A 15,979-nucleotide genomic window follows, 5' to 3' on the forward strand; every position below is an offset into this window, starting at 1 on the left:
GCCGCCCCTCATGAGGAGGGGAGCATGGGAACGACCTACCAGCCTCGGTACGTCGCGTACTGCATTGCGCAGGGGCGCAAGCCGGAAGACCAGTTGCAGCATGACCGCGTCCGCTGGCCCGGCGGCAAGATGACTGGGTTCATCCTGTGGCTGCGCGAGATGCTCCAGGTCTACGCGGCCGAACCGGGACGCTACAGCCTCTCTGCCGGCATTGCCGACCACGACCATTACGACGCGTGGCTGCTCGAACAAGCCGCCGCCATCTCCAAGGCCACGGGAGGCGCGTCGTGAACCCCGCCATCCGCGACGCGATCCTGGCGGCCGTGTCCGACCCGAGCGCCGTGGACACCGTCTCGCTCAACGCGGCGCTCATGGCCCACGCCACCGGCCTCCCGGTCTACTGGCACAACCGGTCCTACAGCGACGCATTCGCGACGATCTTCCTCGACCTCGTGCACGCCGTCGGCTTGGACGCCGCCGTCGCCGAGATGGCGGCGCGCCACCCGATGCATCCCGACGCCGCGCCGGCGCGATTGCTCGCTCGACTGATCCCCATTTCCGAGAGCGCCCGCGCCGAACTTTCGGCGGCCCGCGCGCGCCTCGGCATCGTGACCCCTGCCGACAGGAGCGCCGCATGAGCGAGAACCCGAGCTTTTCCCTCAATGTGCACGGCCCGTTGCACCGCGCGCATGCCAGCGCCGGGATCGGTGCGCTCGAAATGGAGTTCGCACGCTCCTGCGGCCCGAGCGTCACAATCTTCCTGAGCGACCACGCGCTGGCCGCGAAGCTCGCCGCCGCGATCAACGCCGTCCTGGATCAGCACGAGGCGGACACCGCCCGTGTTGCTGCCGCCCATGCTGCGGCCGCGAGCCAGAGGAGCGCGGCGTGATGCCGGAAACGCGGGACATCGAGCTCGCGGTTGAAGCCGCGATGATCCGGCGCGCCCTTTCCGGCAAGCCGTGGACCTTCGACGAGATGTCGCAGATCGAGCGCGGCACGCCCGGCGCCGAGCACTGGTGGGGCCGGCACGCCGACCGGACGCACCAGCGCTGGCGGCGCAAGGGATGGGCCACCTTCACCCGTGCCGGGCGCGCGCCGCTGTGGACGCTGACCGATGCCGGCCGTGCCGCTTTGGGAGGGGCCAATGGCTGATCTTCTCGACTTCATCCTGAAATCCAGACGCGCCCGCCGCCATCCCCGGCCGGTGCCGGAGCCGCCGCAGGCCGTCCCCTCCCCTCCCGCGGCCTCGGCGGCTCGCCAACCCTGCGAGGTCGTGAGCCTCTCCGACCGCCGGGCCGCGCTGTGCCCGTTCCCGCCGCTGCCGCCCTACATCTGCGGCTTCATGCTCGGCGCCGCGCTGGTGACGACCGCGGCGGCTTCTCTCACCGCCGCCGCCTGGGCTGCTCAGGTCCGGGCCTCCGCCGAAATCCTCGAAAGCTGGAGCGTCTGATCATGGCCTACTTCGCCGAGCGGGTCGCCCTGATGGCCCGCGAACTCACCAAGCACACCGCCGTCGACCTCGGCGACGAGGCCGCCGTGATGCGGCACCTGCAGTCGGCGGGATTCGGTCCCGGCGAAATCACCGCCGGCCTGGACGAGGCCATCGACACCGCCCGCGCCGACCGCGTGAGCGAGCGCATCCTCTACGGCCTTCCCGAGGCCGAGCACCAGGCGGCGGGCTGACCATGGACGGCCTGCTCCTCATCTCCCTTCTGGCGACGTTCTTCGCCGGTTTCGCTTCGTGCTGGGCGATCGCCTCGATGCACCTGCGCTGGCTCAACGGCGAGGTCAGCGCCGCGAACGACTGCATCCGCGCCGTGCGCGCCGGCATCCGGAACGGCGTGAAGCCGCTCGGCCTGATGCGGATCACCGAGGACTACCTCAGCAAGCACGGCGCCCTGCGCCCGGCGCGCATCCGCGAGATCGAGGGCGGCAGCGATGCGTGAACTCGCCCTCGCCGGCCTGGTGCGTCGATGAACAGCCGACCGCTGCCCCCGAACTTCCGCACGCTGGGAAGCGCCGCAGCGGCCGTGCTCGCCAACCTCAAGAGGGAACCCGTCATGGATATGGACCTGATTCAGTTCGAGCCGCCGCAGACGGCGCTCTCAGCCTTCACCACCCCCGGCGGGCTCGACCCCTTCCTGCAGCGCGTGCGCAAGGAGATCGATTCCTTCGCGCCCGACATGTCGACGACCAAGGGGCGCGCGGAAATCCGCTCCTTCGCCCACAAGATCACCAAGGCGAAGACGCGGATCGAAGCCGTCGGCAAGAGCCTCGCCGACGAGCAGAAGGAGATCCCCAAGAAGATCGACGCGGCCCGCCGGCTTGCGCGCGAGACCCTCGACGCCTGGGCGGACGAGGTGCGCGAGCCGCTCACCAAGTGGGAGCAGGCCGAGGAGAAGCGCGTCGCCGACCACAAGACCGCCATCGCCAATCTGGAGGTGCTCGGCGCCAAGGGGCAGGGGCAGTTCACCGCGGCCGAGATGCGCGCCGCCCTCGCCGATGTGAAAGCCGTCGCCATCGGCCCGTGGTGCGAGGAATTCGAGGCCGCCTATGGGCGCGCCAAGGACATCGCCTTGTTCCACCTGGAGTCCGGCATCGCGGCCCGCGAGAAATTCGAGGCCGAGCAGGCGGAACTCGCCGAGCTGCGCCGGCAGGCGGAAGAGCGGGCGCGGAAGGAGCGCGAGGAGCAGATCGCCAGGGAGGCGGCGGAGCGCGCCACGCGGGAGGCCGAGGAGAAGGCCGCCGCCGAGGCTCGCCGTGCCGAGGAAGCCGCCCAGCGCGAGCGGGAGGCGGCGGAGGAGCGCGAGCGCGCCCTCAAGCGCCAGGCCGAGGAGGCCGAGCAGCGCGTCCGGGACACCGAGGCCCGGATCAAGCGCGAGCAGGAGGAGGCCAAGGCCGCCGAGGAGGCGGAGGCCGCCCGCCGCGAGGCCAGCACCCGCCGCCGGAACCACGTGCACCGCGTCGCCGCGGCTGCGCTGATGGAGGGCGGCATCGCCGAGGACGTGGCGGACAAGGTGATCGCGCTGATCGCCGCCCGCAGCGTCCCGAACGTCTCGATCACCTACTGAGGCGCGCCATGAAGTCCGACATCGTCGAGATCAACGTCGACCTCCTGGCGCGCACCGACCGCGCCGTCCAGGTCCGCGACCACAGCACCGGGAAGACCGTGTGGCTCCCGCTGTCGCAGATCGAGATGACCCGCGCCGACGAAGGCGAGGCCGGGTGGGTGGTCGACGCCCCCGAATGGCTGCTCATCGAGAAGGAGCTGGTCTGACATGACCCAGGCTTTCCCCGTCCGCCCCCTTGCCCCCACCGAGCGCGTCAAGGATCCGGGCGTCTACGCGATCGACATCGAGCGTTATCACGGCGACTGCACAGATGGGCCGGGCGTGTCGTCCTCCGGCCTGCGGACCATCGAGCTGCGCAGCCCCGCGCACTATTGGGCCACCAGTTACCTGAACCCGAACCGGGTCGAGCAGGACCAGTCGGACGCGCTCGATTTCGGCCAGGCAGCCCATACCCTGCTCCTGGGCGAGGCCGGCTTCCGCGAGCGCTTCGTCGTGCGCCCGGAGGAGTTCCCTGACTACCGGACCAAGGCGGCGCGCGAGTGGCGCGACCTGATGCGCGACTCCGGCAAGACCGTGCTCACCTCCGACCAGGTGGGCCACATCAAGGGCATCGCCGCTTCCCTGGCGCGCCACCCGCTCATCAAGGCCGGGCTGCTGCAGGGCGAGGTGGAGCGGTCCATCATCTACCGCGATCCCGTCACCGGCATCTGGCTCAAGATTCGGCCCGACGTGCTGCCCGTCTCCGATGGCGTGGTGGTGGATCTCAAGACCGCCGCCGACGCGGCGCCGCGCGCGATGGAGCGCGCCATCCTGGATCGCGGCTACGACATGGCGGGCGCGCTCACCGGCATGGCGCTCAAGGCGGTCCTGGGCCTGGACATGACGGCCTTCGTGCTGGTCTGCGTCGAGAAGGTTCCGCCCTATGCCGTCTCCATCATCGAGGTGGACGCGGTCTGGATCAGCTACGCCCGCCGGCGGGTGCGGCGCGCCATCGACACGTTCGCGAAGTGCCTGGAGACCGGGGAATGGGAGGCCTTCCCGGGTGAGCACAAGGCGTTCGTGCCGGAGTGGCTGCGCAAGCGCCTCGACGCCGAGACCGACGTGGGCCTCCTTCCGCAGGAGGTGGCGGCGTGAGCAACGACTTGGCACCGCAGCGCAGGGAGTCCGCGCTCGTCATCGACCCCATTCCGACGTTCGATACCGGACGATTCGAGCACATGCAGCGCATCGCCACCGTGATGGCACGGTCGGCGCTGATCCCGGAATCGCTCTATCTCGTCGGCACCAAGGACAAGAAGGAAGTCCTGCCGCAAGAGACAGTAATGGCGAACTGCTTCTTGGTGGTGAACCAAGCTGTTCGGTGGGGGCTGGACCCGTTCGCCGTAGCACAATGCGTGTCCGTGGTGCATGGCAGGCTCTGCTACGAGGGCAAGCTCGTCGCCGCTGTGCTTGAAGCGAAGATGGGCCTGAAGCTGCGCCAGCATTTTGTGGGCAAGCCCGGCCACGATGACTTCCGGATCTACCTATCCGACCAAGACTTTTCGGACGAGGTCATCAAGGCGCTCACCCCCGGCGTCCGCCTGCCTGGTACGCGGCTGGTTGATGGATCGGTGGGCGAGTGGAAGACGACCGGGTCCAATTCTCCATGGGGCGCGGCCAAGAACCACATCCGCATGCTGATCTACCGCGGCACGCGCGAATGGTGCCGCTTCTATGAGCCGGCCCTGATGCTTGGCGTCTACACCGAGGACGAGATGGCCGATCTCGCCGATGACGCCCGCGCGCGCCGGGCTACGCCGGTCACCAGCCTGGCCGATCGCCTGAACAAGGCGCCCCCCACCGGAGCGCTGGTTTCCGGATTTTCTATCGCGCATGTGGACCGCGAGACGGATCTGGAAGCGGACCATGAGACCGCATCCACTTCCGCCGAGACCGCGCCGCCGGCTGAGGATGCGACTACCGAAGAATTCCCCGGCGACTCCGAGCAGGAGCACGCCGAAGAGACCTCGCCCGTGTCGCCGGGCGAGCAGGAGGCCAGGTCGGGTCAACCCGCCCCCCAGCCCGGCCTGTCCTCCGACACCATCACCGCCTATTCGCAGGCGCTCGCCAGGGCGACCCAGAAGGCGAGCCTCACCACGCTCCACAAGGCGTTCAGCGAGAAGCTGGAGACGCCGCCGAACGAGGCGGAAGTGGAGATCATGCGGGAGGTGTTCTCGCTGCACCTCCGGCGGACGAAGGGCGAGATCACGGCCGAGGACGTGACGCTCCAGGTGCGGGAGATCGCGGGGGCATGAGCGATTCTGCCAACCGCGGCTGGACCGCGATCATCCAATACCCCGGCCTCAAGCCGATCCGCTTCGGCACGACGCTGGTGCGCCGCGACGCGCCCGACCAAGAGGTCGAAGCCGCGATCCGCGCGGACATCGTCACGAGCCTTCCCGCCGGCTTCACGCTCCTATCGATGGAGCCCGGCGCGGTCTTCTTCGTCCCGGAGGAAAGCCCATGACCTCGGTGCTTTTCGTTGACGTGGAATCCTCCGACCTCCTGAAGCGCGGCGTCCCGCTGGACGACCCCGCCCAGCCCTGGGCGGTGAGCATCGCCGCTCAGCTCGTCATCGGCGGGGAGGACGCGGACCACTTCCACGTCCGGATCACGGCAGAAGGCCGGCAGGTGCGCCCCTGCGCCCAGGCGGTGCACGGCATCTCGACCCGGGCTGCTGGGAAGCGCGGCGTGTCGGAGATCGTGGCGCTCGGCATGCTTTGCGGCTTCGCGGCCCAGGCGGAGATCGTCGTCGGCCACGGCATCGACTTCGACCGGCAGGTGATCGAGGGCTGCATCCGCCGTCGGAAGAAGCCCGCCGACCTCTGGACCCGGCCGGGGCTGGAGTTCGTCGACACCATGAAGGCCGCCACCCCGTTCTGCCGCATCGAGGCGAACCGGGAGGATGGCACCTTCAAATGGCCCTCGCTGGACGAAGCGTGCTCTCTTTTGCTTGGCGAGGAGCCCCGCGCTGGCGTGCACAGCGCCTGGGATGATCTCGCCCGCACCCGGCGCCTCTTCGACTGGCTCGCGGCCAAGGGCGTGTTCGAGGTGGCGGCATGAGCCAGATCACCCGCCGCGCCGTCTCCGGCTCCGTCGTGCTCGACGTGGAACTGACCCTGCGCGGCGACCTCGCGCAGACGCTCCTCGACCACGCAAAGAAGCGCGGCATGGCCCCGGTCCAACTCCTGGCCTCCATCGTGAGCTTCGTCCTCAAGGACGACCTCGTGGATGCGGTGATCGACGATGGAGGCGGCAAGTGAAGAACGCCCGCGCCTATCGCCAGCTCTGGCGCGTCGTCGACGGCGCCGTGCGCGACGCACTGGAGAGCCATCCCGACTACCTGACCCGGAAGGGCCAGGTGAGCGCGCGCATGTCGATCACCAAGCGCGTGACGGGCGCGATCATGGGCTACGTGGAGCAATCCACGCAGGGCCGATCCGGGAGAGCCGTCCCGGCGGCTGAAACGGGCCACGGCGCCTCACACCCGCCGCGCCCATGGAAGGTGTTGCAAGGCGCCTTCTCGCGGCTCTGGCGTGGGTCAGCGCGCCAGGGCCGCACCATCCATTTGCAGGAGCCCCGCTGATGGCCCTCCGCTACGTCCCCGATGGTGGCTGGCCCCCTATCGGCCAGAGGACCGCCCGCCCGGACAAGTCCCGCAAGCCGCCTCGCGAGCGTGGCCGGCAGGAAGACGCCGCGCACTTGGATCTGATCCGCGACCTGCCGTGCCTCGCCACCGGCGCTCTACCGACCATCGCCCGGCGGAACGACGCCGCGCACATCAGGTATTCGAGCGCGCTCTACGGCAAGGCCAGTTCCACCGGCGCGAAGCCGGATGACCGCTGGACGGTGCCCCTTGCGCCAGGCGTGCACCAGGGCGGGAAGGACGCCCAGCATTCGAATGGCGAGGAATTTTGGTGGGAGCAGATCGGCATTAACCCGTTGCGGGTGGCCGACCAGCTCTACGCCGTTTCGACCGCCCTTCGGCTGGGCAGGTCCCCTCGGGAGGACATCGTCCGGGCGATGACGGGCATCGTGCTCAAGGCGCGGCAGGAGGCAGGACTGTGACCCGCCCCCACGTCCTCCTGATCCTCGCCGCCCTGGTGCTGGCGGCAGCGATGTTCCTGTCCCCAGGCGAGGGGTTGGCGCCGCAGTTCTTTGGAGATGGAAGGCCATGAACGAGACAATCAGGAACGCGATCATTGAGGCGGCGACGCTCTACATTGAGCGCGGCTTCATCCTCACGTCGTTTGTCCATCTGAACTACGGCGGGTCGGGGCAGGGCTACGGCGGGTATGTGCTCGGCGGGCTCCCCGATTCCAAGGCCGGGGCGCACGCCGAGCAGGGCAACCTCGCGGCCGAGTGGATTACCGGCATCATGCGCGCGGCCGGCGTCGAAGATTGGAAGGACCTGCCCGGCAAGTCCGTGCGCGTGAGGCTGAGCCAGCCGGGCCTCGGCGGCATGGTCGAGGCCATCGGCCACATCATCCGCGACGACAGATGGTTCGACTCCAAGGAGGCGTTTGCCCGACTGGCCTCCCCGTCGCGCGGGCGGGAAGGCGGCCCCCATGACTGACCACCCGATGAGCGAGGCCGGAATTCCTCTTGTCCGAAAGCTGCCGGCGATGAGCGAGTTTCTCGCGGCCGGGAGGGCGGACGATTTCCATGAATGGGCGGCGCGCTCGTTTTTCGCCGAGCATGTTGCAGAGGACGACACATCCAAGGCGGCGCTTCGCATCCTCCGGGTCCTTCTGGTGGCCACCGTTGAGGGGATGAACATCGAGCACACGCACGGACGCGATGACCGGGACACCGTGCTCATGTTCGCCCGGCTGATGGGCTACGCCGCCGGCATGGCGGTCGGCTCAGTCGTGGAAGACCCGTCGCACCTGCGCGGCATCGTCCGCGTGATGACAGAGGAGTTCAAGCACGGCGGGAAGATGGCGGCCGACTCGATCATGGAGGCGGCCCAATGACTGACCACCCGATGCTCTTCTCCCCGCCCATGATCCGCCCCGTCCTCGGGAACATCGACACCCTGCCTCTGGAGGCTGCATGAGCACGCCGCGATTCTACATGGTCTGGTGCCCGCAAGGCCGCGCGCCAACCGTCCGCCACCGGACCTACCATGACGCCAAGACGGAGGCCCGCCGCCTCGCGCGCCTGAACCCCGGCGGCCCGTTCATCGTGCTCGGCGCCCTGAGCGCGCACGCCACCAGGGACCCGGTGGAGGACACCACGTTCGCCGGCTCGCTGTCCGTCCCGTCGCCCACCGCGGACGACGACGAAATCCCGTTCTGAGGAGGCAGCATAGATGCCCGGTCACTTCTCCGGCTTCTGGCGCTCGCGGCGCTTCAGCTCGGCCTCGATTGCCTCGCGGATGAACGCGGCCATGCGCCGTTCCCCGACAAGCGTCTCGATCCGCAGGCGTACGTCTTCCGTGAGGCGAACCATCGTCGCCTTGGTCTTGATGTTCTGCTTCAGCGGCGGGCGGCCCATGCGCCTCGGCTTATCCGCTACCGCTTTATCGGTCAAATCGCCCTCCGGAACGCTGGAATAACCGCAACCCTTTATTGACTATAAACGCAACCGGTTATAAGTTCAAGATCATCAAATGATCGGAGAACGAAATGGGCAACGTCATCATGGACACGGGCAACATCGCCGAAGCGCGGTACGGCACCGGAGAGGAGCCGCCGGAATTGCAATCCGACATGGTCGCGACCAGGGATCCTGAAGGTAAGGGCATCGAATTCCACGTCTCCATGCGGAGCTGGACGCAGCGCGACATGGAAGAACTGATCGTCGAGGCTGCCGCCCGCGTCGTCGTCGGCGAGTACGGCAACAACAAGCTCGCGAAGCTCGTCGAGGAACGCTGCATCGCCATCGTGACCGCGCAGGCCGACAAGCATTTGTACACGGTCGCCGCCGACGTTCTGGATCGGCCGATCCTGCCGAAATACCCGTACCAGAAGCCGGACGCGCAGCCCGTGACGATGCGCGAGTTCATCGGCCTCACGGGCCGGGACTACCTGGAAGCGCGGGTCGACAATTCCGGCAATCCAACCACCGACCGGCACTACAGCAAGTCCCGGCTCCAGCACATTGTCGAAAGCTGTGTCCACCGCTCTTTCAAGACCGAGATCGAGAAGGCGACCAACGCCGCGATTTCTGAGTTCCAGAAGGCGATCAAGTTGCAGCACGACGCCTTCTTGGATGCCGAGAAGAAGCGCCTCCGCGACGCGCTCGCCAAGGCCACTGGAGCCACCCCATGACCCCCGACACCAAGCCCCTCGCGCTGAGGGTGGCCATCCCGCCGTCAGGTCCGTGCCCCTGGTGCGGCGCCTATTCCTCCCGCTCCTGCGAGATGGAGGAGGAAGTGGGCTCCTGCCCTTGGGAGGACAGCGAGCCTGACAATTGCAGCACATGCGGCGGGTCCGGCGTGATTACCAAGCGCGTCAGCGTCTATGAGCACGGATGCGGATTCCCGCACGATGACGGCGAAGAAGTCCCCTGCCCGGATTGCCGGGCGCCCGACCCCGACATCCTCCGCGATGACGCGCACGAGCGCGAGCGGCTGCGCAGGGAGTTCCCCGATGGCGAATGACCTGATCACCGAACTGGACCGGCTCCACCACCGCGCCACCGACATGCGCGCTCGCGAGCGGCAGCTTGCCGATGCCGGCGAGAATGACCCCGCGTCGGACGCCTGGAAGACGGCGGCGATCCTCGCGGCGTCGGCCGAGAGCGAGTTCGAGAGCGCCCTGGTGGAGGCGTGGCCGGCCCTCGCCGCTCTCCTTCGTGAGGCGGGAGGGTGGAACTTCGACATGGACGCGGCGCCGAAGAACAAGCTCATCTTGCTTGGTGGCATGCGAGACGGTCCGCCAGTCGATGCCGGCAGCTGGGGTTGCACGAAGTACAACCGCTCGAAGCGAGAGTTCGATCTCGGCTGGACGACATGCCCAGGGCATGAACGCTTCCCGACTTGCTGGCGCCCTCTCCCCGCCCCTCCCGCTGCGGGAGGCAAGGATGACTGAGCAGAAGCACCTTTGGGAAGTCGAGCACCCGTACTACTGCAACGAGGGCAACTATTACGCCCCCGGAAACGATCAGCCGAACGCGGAATACAAGACGTTCTCGGCCTTCCTGGCGGGGGAAGGCGACGCCGATATGGACATGAACCTGCTGTTTCGCTTCGACTGGAGCGAGGACGACGGCATGGCTTTCAACGGCGACCCCTACTACAGGAACGGCAAGCTCCTGTTGTTCTGGATGGGGCAGCGCAAGGGCCTTTACCGGTGGACCGAGATCGAGGTCTGCCGCGCGGACGAGCCGGCCGTGATCGAGTTTCTGCGCCCGCGCCTCGCCCACCTGCTGCGGCTGTGGGAGCCGCTCACCCCAACCCCGGAGGCCCCCAATGCAGAAGACTGAGCAGCGCGCCTTCGCTGCGGTGTGGACGGGCGGTAAGCGCGACGTGATCGTCGCCGGCACCGTGCGCGGGCTGGCCAGCGAGGCGCGAGCCGCAGCTGCCGCCTACTGGTCGGGCGGCTGGCCCGAGGCCAAGCGCCGCGGCTGGCGCATCCGCCCGGTCCTGATCCGGGTCGAGGACGAGACACAGGAGACCGGTCATGACCGCTGACACCGCCGAGCGCGAAGCTTTCGAGAAGTGGGCGTACGACCAATGGCAGAACTCCAGGCCGCCGGACAATGCATGGCTCGGCTGGCAGGCCCGCGCCGCGCTCCCGGCCCGCGCGCCGGAGGGGTGGACGCTCGCCGATCTCCATCGCGCCAACGCCGCGCGCCAGGAGGAATGGTGCCCGGACCAGAAGCCCGACCTCTCATTCCGCGGCAACGAGCTGGCGGGCGAGATCGGCGAGGCGTGCAACGTCATCAAAAAGCTGGAACGCGAACGCCTTGGCTGGGCGGGCTCGCGCGACACGCTGGAGCATCTGGCCGAAGAACTCGCCGACGGCATCATGTGCATCGACCTCGTGGCGAACGCCGCCGGCATCAGCGGCGACGCGCTCATGGCCGCGGTCGTGCAGAAGTTCAACGCCACGAGCCAAGCGCGCGGCTTCAAGACCATGCTCTCCGCCTCCCCGCCCCCTCCCGAGCAGGGTGGGGAGCCGGCCGTCAAATACACTTGCACGACCAGCACGGCGATGGCCAAGATGCTCGCCACCTACAAGTACCAGACCCCGAAGATCGGCAGCGAGGGGCAGCCCTATCGCGCGCCCACCACCGAGCCCCTCGCCTCCCCGGCGCCCGGCCCGGACGAGCCGGTGGTGCGGGCGCTGGAGTGGAACCCGTACCGAGCGGAGACGCCGTTCGGGTACTACCTCGTGGAAGACCAGACAGACCTTCCAGAGCGCGTTCTGAATGGCCGCGCACCGTTTCTGCTTTCCGGAACAAGGCTGGATTACTCTCGTCACGCCACGCTGAAAGCGGCACGGGCTGCCGCCCAGGCCGACTACGAGCGCCGCATCCTCTCGGCCCTCCAGCCCGCGCAGCCCGCGCCGGCACCCGTGGCGGCCCAGCCCCAGCCGAGCGCGTGGCCGGCGGCCCTGGCGATGCGGGAGAGGTGTGGCGCTGTGCTGGCCTCGCACATTGAGGGGCGCAAAGCGGCGCAGGACAAAGCTTTGATGTGCGGCAGAACCGCTGAGGCTAAGGCACAAACCGCCGCGCTCAACGCGCTGAGTATGGCGCTGGAGGCCATCCTTGCCCTCCCGCTCGACGGGGAGGGGTGAGACATGGAGACGCTGTCTGAAAAGCGACGGAAAATCGCGGAGAGACTTATGACGCCGGAACCGTGCTTGGCCGGCCCGTGCCGTTCCCCGACGGCCTGCCAAGGTTGGGGATACTGCCGAGATCGGAACCTCGCCGATAATGGCGCTCCTACTCCAGAAGAAATTGTAACGCGCCGCAAGGCGGCGGAAGAGCGCGCCGGCCTCGCCGCCCTGGAAGGGGAGGAAGGGAAGTGAGCCTGCTCACTAGCATGTGGCTGATCGCGGCGGGGACAAGCCTCGTGGGGAACGCGCCGGTCTTCGCCGGTTTCTGGCTGATCGCCGCAGGCATCTCGGAACTTTGGGTGCCTTTCGTCAAGGCACTAGACCGGCCTGAAAAGGGAGCGGCTGCACCAGTCCGCCCCACCACCCAACCCGGAGGCCACGATGGCGAGTGATCTGGAAAGGCGGCTCCGTAGTCGCCTGATCGACGATGCGCGGCGCGATGCCCCCGACCTTGCGGAGGCGCTTTCCGAGCGCCCGGAGGCGCCCACCTGATGCCGCGCCATGTCCCTGCCTCGGCTCTGGTGGAGCGCTACGGCTTCACGACGCGCCACTGGATCCGCCTCGCCGCCGCCGGCAAGGTGCCCGGCGCCTTCCAGCCCTTCGGCGCCCACGGCCGCTGGGTCTTCGATCTGGACGTGGTGGCGCGCTGGTGGGATGCTCAGCGCAAGCAGGTGACCGAATGGCCAACATCTACAAGCGCGGGCAGACGTGGTGGGGGCGCGTCCAGCGGGGCGGGAAGGAAATTCGCGCGTCCCTCGAGACGCGATCTGAAAGCGTCGCTCGCGAGCGTCTTAGAGCGTGGGTGAACCGGCTCGAGGCCGAGGATTGGGGCGACCGACCGAAGATCACGGTCAACGAGGCGGCCGACACCTTCATCCTCGAGCACTGCCCCACGCTGCGCCTGTCATCCCGCAAGCGCTACGGCCGGTCTATCGCCTACCTTGATGAGCGCCTAGGCGACAAGATGCTTGCCGATGTCCGCTCGGCCGACCTGAAGGACTTCGAGACGTGGCGCAGGTCCATGGGAGCGGCGGCGCCGACCGTGCGCCGCGACCTCGCGTGCCTGTCGTCGATCTATGGGTTCGCCGCCGAGAAGGAGTGGGTGGACACCAACCCCGTGTCCGCCTTCCTCAAGGCGCGCAAGAAGCGCGGCCTGCGGGAGAGCCCGCCGCGCACGCGCTACCTGACCCGCGATGAAGAGGCCCGGCTGCTCGAGGCCGCCGCGCCGCGCCTGCGCGCCGCCATCGTGTTCGCGATCTACTCCGGCCTGCGCTCCGAAGAGCAATGGGGCCTCACCTGGGATCGGGTCGACCTCGAGCGCCGGCAGGTGGAGATTCCGAAGGAGATCGCCAAGGCGAAGCGGGACCGCACCGCGATCCTTCTGGATCCGGCCGTGGCTGTCCTGCGCAGCCTGCCGCGGCACATCAAGGAGCCGTTTGTGTTCTTCCACGGCGGGCGGGCGCCGAGCCGAGCCGTGAAGCGCGATCGGGCGCCGCTGAAGGATGGGCAGCGGTTCGGCCACATGCTGCGGGGCCTGAAGGCGGCGGCCAAGCGCGCCGGCATCCCGAACCTGATCTGGCACGACCTGCGCCGCACCCATGGCTGCCGGCTGCTGCAGGAGCAAGGGTGGTCGATGGAGATGGTCCGGGACCAGCTCGGCCACAGCACCAGCGTGCAGACCGAGCGGTCGTATGCGTTCCTCGAGGTGGACGCGCGGCGGCAGATGGCCGCCCGCACAATTCCCGGCACAGCGGAGAATCCCCCGACGGCTGGCGCCGCGGGCACCACTGACGGCACGACGCCCGCACAAAAGCCGGCACATAGGGCAGTGGATAAGCGCCGATAATATAGCTGGATCAACTGGATATCAGCGCTGCACAGGGGATTTTGATTCCCCCATTCCCTGGTTCGAATCCAGGCGCCCCAGCCACGCCCGACATCCTCCCCTGCCCCGCCCCGGATGCACGGCCCGACGCATGTCAGACGCGGCGCCCGACGGCGCGCTATCCCTGGCAGATGGCCGAGGGCGCGAGGCGTGCTGCAACGTAAGCCTCGAACGCGTCGCGCGGCAGGGGGCGGGCGAAGTGGTAGCCTTGCGCCTCCTCGCAGCCGCGCGCCCGCAGGAAGGCGGCCTGCCGGTCGGTCTCGACCCCTTCGGCCACCACCTCGAGGCCGATATTGTGCGCCATCACCAGGATCGACTGGACGATCGCGGCGTGCTCGGGGGCCGCCGCGTCGGTGATCTTCTGCACGAAGCTGCGGTCGATCTTCAGCCGCGTCAGCGGATAGCGCAGAAGGTAGCTCAGCGAAGCGTAGCCGGTGCCGAAATCGTCGAAGGCGAGGCCGATGCCCTGCTGGTGCAGCGCCTTCAGCACGTCGAGCACGTCGTCGCCGTGGCCGAGGGCGATGTTCTCGGTGATCTCCAGCTCCAGCTGGCGGGCATCGAGCCCGCTGCGGGCGAGCGCCTGCTCCACGTCGTCGAGCAGAGTGCGGGAATGGAACTGGATCGGGAACAGGTTGACGCCGATGCGCAGCGCGCCGAGCCCCTTCTCGCGCCAGTCCGCCGCCGCGGCGCAGGCGCTCGCCAGCACGAACTGCCCCGCCTCCGCCGCCGCCGGGCTGTGGCCGAGCGCGTCGATGAAGGCCGCGGGGGCGAGCAGCCCGCGCTCGGGATGGTTCCAGCGCAGCAGCGCCTCGGCACCGACCACCGCATCGTCCGCGAGCCGGATCTGCGGCTGGAAATGGAGCACGAATTCCTGCTGCGCCACCGCCCGCCGCAGCTCGCTTTCGATCTCCTGGCGGGCGCGCGCATTGCGCCGGATGGCAGGTGTGAAAACGCTGATCTTGCGCCCGTCAGCCCGGGCGGCGCCGAGGGCGAGGTCGGCGTTCTGGATCAGCTCGTCGCAGGTGCGGGCATGCTCGGGAGCGCAGGCGATGCCGCAGGAGATGGAGACGAACAGCCGGTAGCCGTCCACGTCGACGCGCTCCTCCAGGAGGCGGACCACGTTCTGCACCGCGGCCGACGCCTCATCGGAGCCGGCGGCGCCCGTTAGCAGCATGAAGAACTCGTCGCCTCCCGAGCGGTAGAAGCGGCAGCGGTCCGAGCCGGCACGCGCGAGACGCGCGCCGATCGCGCCAATCACCCGGTCGCCCGTGGAATGGCCGAGAAAATCGTTGATGTCCTTGAAGCTGTTGAGGTCGAGCACCGCCAGCGCCAAGGGCGGCGCATCCGCGGCCTCAAGCGCGGCGGTGAGGTCGCGCAAGAGGCTCACCCGGTTCGGCAGGCCCGACAGCTCGTCGAAATAGGCCAGACGGTCGAGCCGCGCCGCTGCCGCCATGCGCTCGGTGATGTCGCGGCCGATCACCAGGCCGGCGTCGAGGCCCGGCGCCCACACGCCGAGGAAGGAGAGCGTCACCCGATGCCCATCCTTGTGGCGCATCTCCGCCACCGCCTCGGGCACGTGCTGGCCGGCCGCGAGCAGGCCGAGCGCCGCGTTCAAGCGTTCGTACTGACCGGGCTCGGCGAAGGTGCTGCCGTCGCGCCCCACCACCTCCTCCGGCGCATAGCCGAGGATCGCGGCCGAACTCCTGCTCACCCGCCGCACGATGCCCAAACGGTCGATCACCAGGATGAGGTCGACCGAGGTCTCGAACAGGAGGCGCTGCTCCTCGGCTTCGCGCGCGATCTGCGCGGACTGCGCGCTCATGGTCTGCAGCGCCTCGCTCCTCTCCCGCGCCGCCAGCGGCAGCCAGCGCCACAACAGGATGACGAGCACCATGAGCGCCGCCAGCACGTTCAGGATCTTGGGCAGGATCAGCAGTTCGGGCCGGGCCAGCGCCGCCTCGATCGCCGCGGGGAAGACTCCGTACCGCGAGCCCCACAGCAGGCCGAAATAGAAATTCTCGGCGATGTTGCGCACCACGTCGATGGACAGCACGGCAAGAAGAAGCCAAGTGGTACCATCGACCTCGTACTTTCCACGCGCCGCCGCCGTTACGACCGTGACCAGCACCGTGAGCCATAAGGCAACGATGACCCAATAGATCAGCGCTGTCATCACTGCCACGGTAATCTCTCCG

Annotated in this window: 29 protein-coding genes; 27 read left to right on the forward strand and 2 right to left on the reverse strand. The window is 68.5% G+C overall.

Annotated elements, in window-relative coordinates; genetic code table 11:
- Positions 1 to 24 precede the first annotated feature (24 nt).
- The 19 genes from D9R14_RS07690 to D9R14_RS07780 all read left to right on the forward strand — a co-directional run bounded on the left by D9R14_RS07690 (position 25) and on the right by D9R14_RS07780 (position 8,411).
- Positions 25 to 291, forward strand: a complete 267-nt coding sequence (locus D9R14_RS07690) for a hypothetical protein (RefSeq protein ID WP_121622746.1) — start codon at positions 25 to 27, stop codon at positions 289 to 291.
- Positions 288 to 638, forward strand: a complete 351-nt coding sequence (locus D9R14_RS07695) for a hypothetical protein (RefSeq protein ID WP_121622747.1) — start codon at positions 288 to 290, stop codon at positions 636 to 638. Before D9R14_RS07690 ends, D9R14_RS07695 begins: the two co-directional genes overlap by 4 nt.
- Positions 635 to 889, forward strand: a complete 255-nt coding sequence (locus D9R14_RS07700) for a hypothetical protein (protein WP_121622748.1) — start codon at positions 635 to 637, stop codon at positions 887 to 889. The genes D9R14_RS07695 and D9R14_RS07700 overlap by 4 nt, the downstream gene beginning before the upstream one ends.
- A complete protein-coding gene (locus D9R14_RS07705) occupies positions 889 to 1,152 on the forward strand; it encodes a hypothetical protein (protein ID WP_121622749.1) in 264 nt (87 codons plus the stop codon). The genes D9R14_RS07700 and D9R14_RS07705 overlap by 1 nt, the downstream gene beginning before the upstream one ends.
- Positions 1,145 to 1,450 carry a hypothetical protein gene (locus tag D9R14_RS07710; protein WP_121622750.1) on the forward strand — a complete coding sequence of 102 codons (306 nt, stop codon included), beginning with the start codon at positions 1,145 to 1,147 and terminating at the stop codon, positions 1,448 to 1,450. Before D9R14_RS07705 ends, D9R14_RS07710 begins: the two co-directional genes overlap by 8 nt.
- 2 nt (positions 1,451 to 1,452) lie before the next feature.
- The gene (locus D9R14_RS07715) at positions 1,453 to 1,683 is read left to right on the forward strand and encodes a hypothetical protein (protein WP_121622751.1); all 231 of its coding nucleotides are present in this window, start codon (positions 1,453 to 1,455) and stop codon (positions 1,681 to 1,683) included.
- A gap of 2 nt (positions 1,684 to 1,685) precedes the next feature.
- A complete protein-coding gene (locus tag D9R14_RS07720) occupies positions 1,686 to 1,946 on the forward strand; it encodes a hypothetical protein (protein ID WP_121622752.1) in 261 nt (86 codons plus the stop codon).
- Positions 1,947 to 2,060: 114 nt separating this feature from the next.
- Positions 2,061 to 3,071, forward strand: a complete 1,011-nt coding sequence (locus D9R14_RS07725) for a hypothetical protein (RefSeq protein ID WP_147452980.1) — start codon at positions 2,061 to 2,063, stop codon at positions 3,069 to 3,071.
- 8 nt (positions 3,072 to 3,079) lie between these two features.
- Positions 3,080 to 3,277 (forward strand): hypothetical protein, encoded by a 198-nt coding sequence (locus D9R14_RS07730; protein ID WP_121622754.1) that lies wholly within the window; start codon positions 3,080 to 3,082, stop codon positions 3,275 to 3,277.
- Position 3,278: 1 nt separating this feature from the next.
- A complete protein-coding gene (locus D9R14_RS07735; protein ID WP_121622755.1) occupies positions 3,279 to 4,205 on the forward strand; it encodes a PD-(D/E)XK nuclease-like domain-containing protein in 927 nt (308 codons plus the stop codon).
- Positions 4,202 to 5,365, forward strand: a complete 1,164-nt coding sequence (locus D9R14_RS07740) for a hypothetical protein (RefSeq protein WP_121622756.1) — start codon at positions 4,202 to 4,204, stop codon at positions 5,363 to 5,365. Before D9R14_RS07735 ends, D9R14_RS07740 begins: the two co-directional genes overlap by 4 nt.
- A complete protein-coding gene (locus D9R14_RS07745) occupies positions 5,362 to 5,577 on the forward strand; it encodes a hypothetical protein (protein WP_121622757.1) in 216 nt (71 codons plus the stop codon). The genes D9R14_RS07740 and D9R14_RS07745 overlap by 4 nt, the downstream gene beginning before the upstream one ends.
- Positions 5,574 to 6,173, forward strand: a complete 600-nt coding sequence (locus D9R14_RS07750) for a 3'-5' exonuclease (RefSeq protein ID WP_121622758.1) — start codon at positions 5,574 to 5,576, stop codon at positions 6,171 to 6,173. The genes D9R14_RS07745 and D9R14_RS07750 overlap by 4 nt, the downstream gene beginning before the upstream one ends.
- On the forward strand, positions 6,170 to 6,373 hold the full coding sequence (locus tag D9R14_RS07755; RefSeq protein WP_121622759.1) for a hypothetical protein: 204 nt from the start codon (positions 6,170 to 6,172) through the stop codon (positions 6,371 to 6,373). The genes D9R14_RS07750 and D9R14_RS07755 overlap by 4 nt, the downstream gene beginning before the upstream one ends.
- On the forward strand, positions 6,370 to 6,696 hold the full coding sequence (locus D9R14_RS07760; RefSeq protein ID WP_121622760.1) for a hypothetical protein: 327 nt from the start codon (positions 6,370 to 6,372) through the stop codon (positions 6,694 to 6,696). The genes D9R14_RS07755 and D9R14_RS07760 overlap by 4 nt, the downstream gene beginning before the upstream one ends.
- Entirely contained in the window at positions 6,696 to 7,178 is a 483-nt protein-coding gene (locus tag D9R14_RS07765; protein ID WP_121622761.1) for a hypothetical protein, read from the forward strand. The genes D9R14_RS07760 and D9R14_RS07765 overlap by 1 nt, the downstream gene beginning before the upstream one ends.
- Positions 7,179 to 7,284: 106 nt before the next feature.
- A complete protein-coding gene (locus tag D9R14_RS07770; RefSeq protein ID WP_121622762.1) occupies positions 7,285 to 7,686 on the forward strand; it encodes a hypothetical protein in 402 nt (133 codons plus the stop codon).
- Positions 7,679 to 8,086: a hypothetical protein gene (locus D9R14_RS07775; protein ID WP_121622763.1), complete on the forward strand. Its 408-nt coding sequence runs from the start codon at positions 7,679 to 7,681 to the stop codon at positions 8,084 to 8,086. The genes D9R14_RS07770 and D9R14_RS07775 overlap by 8 nt, the downstream gene beginning before the upstream one ends.
- A 79-nt stretch (positions 8,087 to 8,165) precedes the next feature.
- Complete coding sequence (locus D9R14_RS07780) at positions 8,166 to 8,411, forward strand: hypothetical protein (RefSeq protein WP_121622764.1); 246 nt, start codon at positions 8,166 to 8,168, stop codon at positions 8,409 to 8,411.
- A gap of 21 nt (positions 8,412 to 8,432) precedes the next feature.
- Here D9R14_RS07780 and D9R14_RS22870 read toward each other — a convergent pair whose 3' ends face one another.
- Positions 8,433 to 8,645, reverse strand: a complete 213-nt coding sequence (locus D9R14_RS22870) for a hypothetical protein (protein ID WP_147452981.1) — start codon at positions 8,643 to 8,645, stop codon at positions 8,433 to 8,435.
- Between the two features lie 95 nt (positions 8,646 to 8,740).
- Here D9R14_RS22870 and D9R14_RS07785 point away from each other — a divergent pair, with 95 nt between their 5' ends.
- From D9R14_RS07785 to D9R14_RS07815, 8 genes are all read left to right on the forward strand, one after another.
- Positions 8,741 to 9,385, forward strand: a complete 645-nt coding sequence (locus tag D9R14_RS07785) for a hypothetical protein (protein ID WP_121622765.1) — start codon at positions 8,741 to 8,743, stop codon at positions 9,383 to 9,385.
- On the forward strand, positions 9,382 to 9,717 hold the full coding sequence (locus D9R14_RS07790; protein ID WP_121622766.1) for a hypothetical protein: 336 nt from the start codon (positions 9,382 to 9,384) through the stop codon (positions 9,715 to 9,717). The genes D9R14_RS07785 and D9R14_RS07790 overlap by 4 nt, the downstream gene beginning before the upstream one ends.
- Positions 9,707 to 10,147, forward strand: a complete 441-nt coding sequence (locus tag D9R14_RS07795) for a hypothetical protein (RefSeq protein WP_121622767.1) — start codon at positions 9,707 to 9,709, stop codon at positions 10,145 to 10,147. The genes D9R14_RS07790 and D9R14_RS07795 overlap by 11 nt, the downstream gene beginning before the upstream one ends.
- Complete coding sequence (locus D9R14_RS07800; protein WP_121622768.1) at positions 10,140 to 10,541, forward strand: hypothetical protein; 402 nt, start codon at positions 10,140 to 10,142, stop codon at positions 10,539 to 10,541. Before D9R14_RS07795 ends, D9R14_RS07800 begins: the two co-directional genes overlap by 8 nt.
- Positions 10,528 to 10,749: a hypothetical protein gene (locus tag D9R14_RS07805; RefSeq protein ID WP_121622769.1), complete on the forward strand. Its 222-nt coding sequence runs from the start codon at positions 10,528 to 10,530 to the stop codon at positions 10,747 to 10,749. The genes D9R14_RS07800 and D9R14_RS07805 overlap by 14 nt, the downstream gene beginning before the upstream one ends.
- Positions 10,739 to 11,857, forward strand: coding sequence for a MazG-like family protein (locus D9R14_RS07810; RefSeq protein WP_121622770.1), 1,119 nt, complete (start codon positions 10,739 to 10,741; stop codon positions 11,855 to 11,857). Before D9R14_RS07805 ends, D9R14_RS07810 begins: the two co-directional genes overlap by 11 nt.
- A 533-nt stretch (positions 11,858 to 12,390) precedes the next feature.
- Complete coding sequence (locus tag D9R14_RS23395) at positions 12,391 to 12,705, forward strand: hypothetical protein (protein ID WP_245420633.1); 315 nt, start codon at positions 12,391 to 12,393, stop codon at positions 12,703 to 12,705.
- Positions 12,702 to 13,745 (forward strand): tyrosine-type recombinase/integrase, encoded by a 1,044-nt coding sequence (locus D9R14_RS07815; RefSeq protein ID WP_245420635.1) that lies wholly within the window; start codon positions 12,702 to 12,704, stop codon positions 13,743 to 13,745. Before D9R14_RS23395 ends, D9R14_RS07815 begins: the two co-directional genes overlap by 4 nt.
- A 157-nt stretch (positions 13,746 to 13,902) precedes the next feature.
- Here the strand turns inward: D9R14_RS07815 and D9R14_RS07820 are convergent, their stop codons facing one another.
- Complete coding sequence (locus tag D9R14_RS07820) at positions 13,903 to 15,957, reverse strand: putative bifunctional diguanylate cyclase/phosphodiesterase (protein ID WP_121622772.1); 2,055 nt, start codon at positions 15,955 to 15,957, stop codon at positions 13,903 to 13,905.
- Positions 15,958 to 15,979: the final 22 nt, after the last annotated feature.

The sequence above is a fragment of the Xanthobacter tagetidis genome, assembly GCF_003667445.1.
In the GTDB taxonomy this organism is placed as follows: Bacteria; Pseudomonadota; Alphaproteobacteria; order Rhizobiales; family Xanthobacteraceae; genus Xanthobacter; species Xanthobacter tagetidis.

Bases quoted from the DNA above. Each gene is read 5' to 3' on its own strand.
- D9R14_RS07690 (WP_121622746.1), top strand. From the start codon at position 25: ATGGGAACGACCTACCAGCCTCGGTACGTCGCGTACTGCATTGCGCAG.
- D9R14_RS07700 (WP_121622748.1), top strand. From the start codon at position 635: ATGAGCGAGAACCCGAGCTTTTCCCTCAATGTGCACGGCCCGTTGCAC.
- D9R14_RS07705 (WP_121622749.1), top strand. From the start codon at position 889: ATGCCGGAAACGCGGGACATCGAGCTCGCGGTTGAAGCCGCGATGATC.
- D9R14_RS07710 (WP_121622750.1), top strand. From the start codon at position 1,145: ATGGCTGATCTTCTCGACTTCATCCTGAAATCCAGACGCGCCCGCCGC.
- D9R14_RS07715 (WP_121622751.1), top strand. From the start codon at position 1,453: ATGGCCTACTTCGCCGAGCGGGTCGCCCTGATGGCCCGCGAACTCACC.
- D9R14_RS07720 (WP_121622752.1), top strand. From the start codon at position 1,686: ATGGACGGCCTGCTCCTCATCTCCCTTCTGGCGACGTTCTTCGCCGGT.
- D9R14_RS07725 (WP_147452980.1), top strand. From the start codon at position 2,061: ATGGATATGGACCTGATTCAGTTCGAGCCGCCGCAGACGGCGCTCTCA.
- D9R14_RS07730 (WP_121622754.1), top strand. From the start codon at position 3,080: ATGAAGTCCGACATCGTCGAGATCAACGTCGACCTCCTGGCGCGCACC.
- D9R14_RS07735 (WP_121622755.1), top strand. From the start codon at position 3,279: ATGACCCAGGCTTTCCCCGTCCGCCCCCTTGCCCCCACCGAGCGCGTC.
- D9R14_RS07745 (WP_121622757.1), top strand. From the start codon at position 5,362: ATGAGCGATTCTGCCAACCGCGGCTGGACCGCGATCATCCAATACCCC.
- D9R14_RS07750 (WP_121622758.1), top strand. From the start codon at position 5,574: ATGACCTCGGTGCTTTTCGTTGACGTGGAATCCTCCGACCTCCTGAAG.
- D9R14_RS07755 (WP_121622759.1), top strand. From the start codon at position 6,170: ATGAGCCAGATCACCCGCCGCGCCGTCTCCGGCTCCGTCGTGCTCGAC.
- D9R14_RS07765 (WP_121622761.1), top strand. From the start codon at position 6,696: ATGGCCCTCCGCTACGTCCCCGATGGTGGCTGGCCCCCTATCGGCCAG.
- D9R14_RS07770 (WP_121622762.1), top strand. From the start codon at position 7,285: ATGAACGAGACAATCAGGAACGCGATCATTGAGGCGGCGACGCTCTAC.
- D9R14_RS07775 (WP_121622763.1), top strand. From the start codon at position 7,679: ATGACTGACCACCCGATGAGCGAGGCCGGAATTCCTCTTGTCCGAAAG.
- D9R14_RS07780 (WP_121622764.1), top strand. From the start codon at position 8,166: ATGAGCACGCCGCGATTCTACATGGTCTGGTGCCCGCAAGGCCGCGCG.
- D9R14_RS07785 (WP_121622765.1), top strand. From the start codon at position 8,741: ATGGGCAACGTCATCATGGACACGGGCAACATCGCCGAAGCGCGGTAC.
- D9R14_RS07790 (WP_121622766.1), top strand. From the start codon at position 9,382: ATGACCCCCGACACCAAGCCCCTCGCGCTGAGGGTGGCCATCCCGCCG.
- D9R14_RS07795 (WP_121622767.1), top strand. From the start codon at position 9,707: ATGGCGAATGACCTGATCACCGAACTGGACCGGCTCCACCACCGCGCC.
- D9R14_RS07800 (WP_121622768.1), top strand. From the start codon at position 10,140: ATGACTGAGCAGAAGCACCTTTGGGAAGTCGAGCACCCGTACTACTGC.
- D9R14_RS07805 (WP_121622769.1), top strand. From the start codon at position 10,528: ATGCAGAAGACTGAGCAGCGCGCCTTCGCTGCGGTGTGGACGGGCGGT.
- D9R14_RS07810 (WP_121622770.1), top strand. From the start codon at position 10,739: ATGACCGCTGACACCGCCGAGCGCGAAGCTTTCGAGAAGTGGGCGTAC.
- D9R14_RS23395 (WP_245420633.1), top strand. From the start codon at position 12,391: ATGCCGCGCCATGTCCCTGCCTCGGCTCTGGTGGAGCGCTACGGCTTC.
- D9R14_RS07820 (WP_121622772.1), bottom strand. From the start codon at position 15,957: ATGACAGCGCTGATCTATTGGGTCATCGTTGCCTTATGGCTCACGGTG.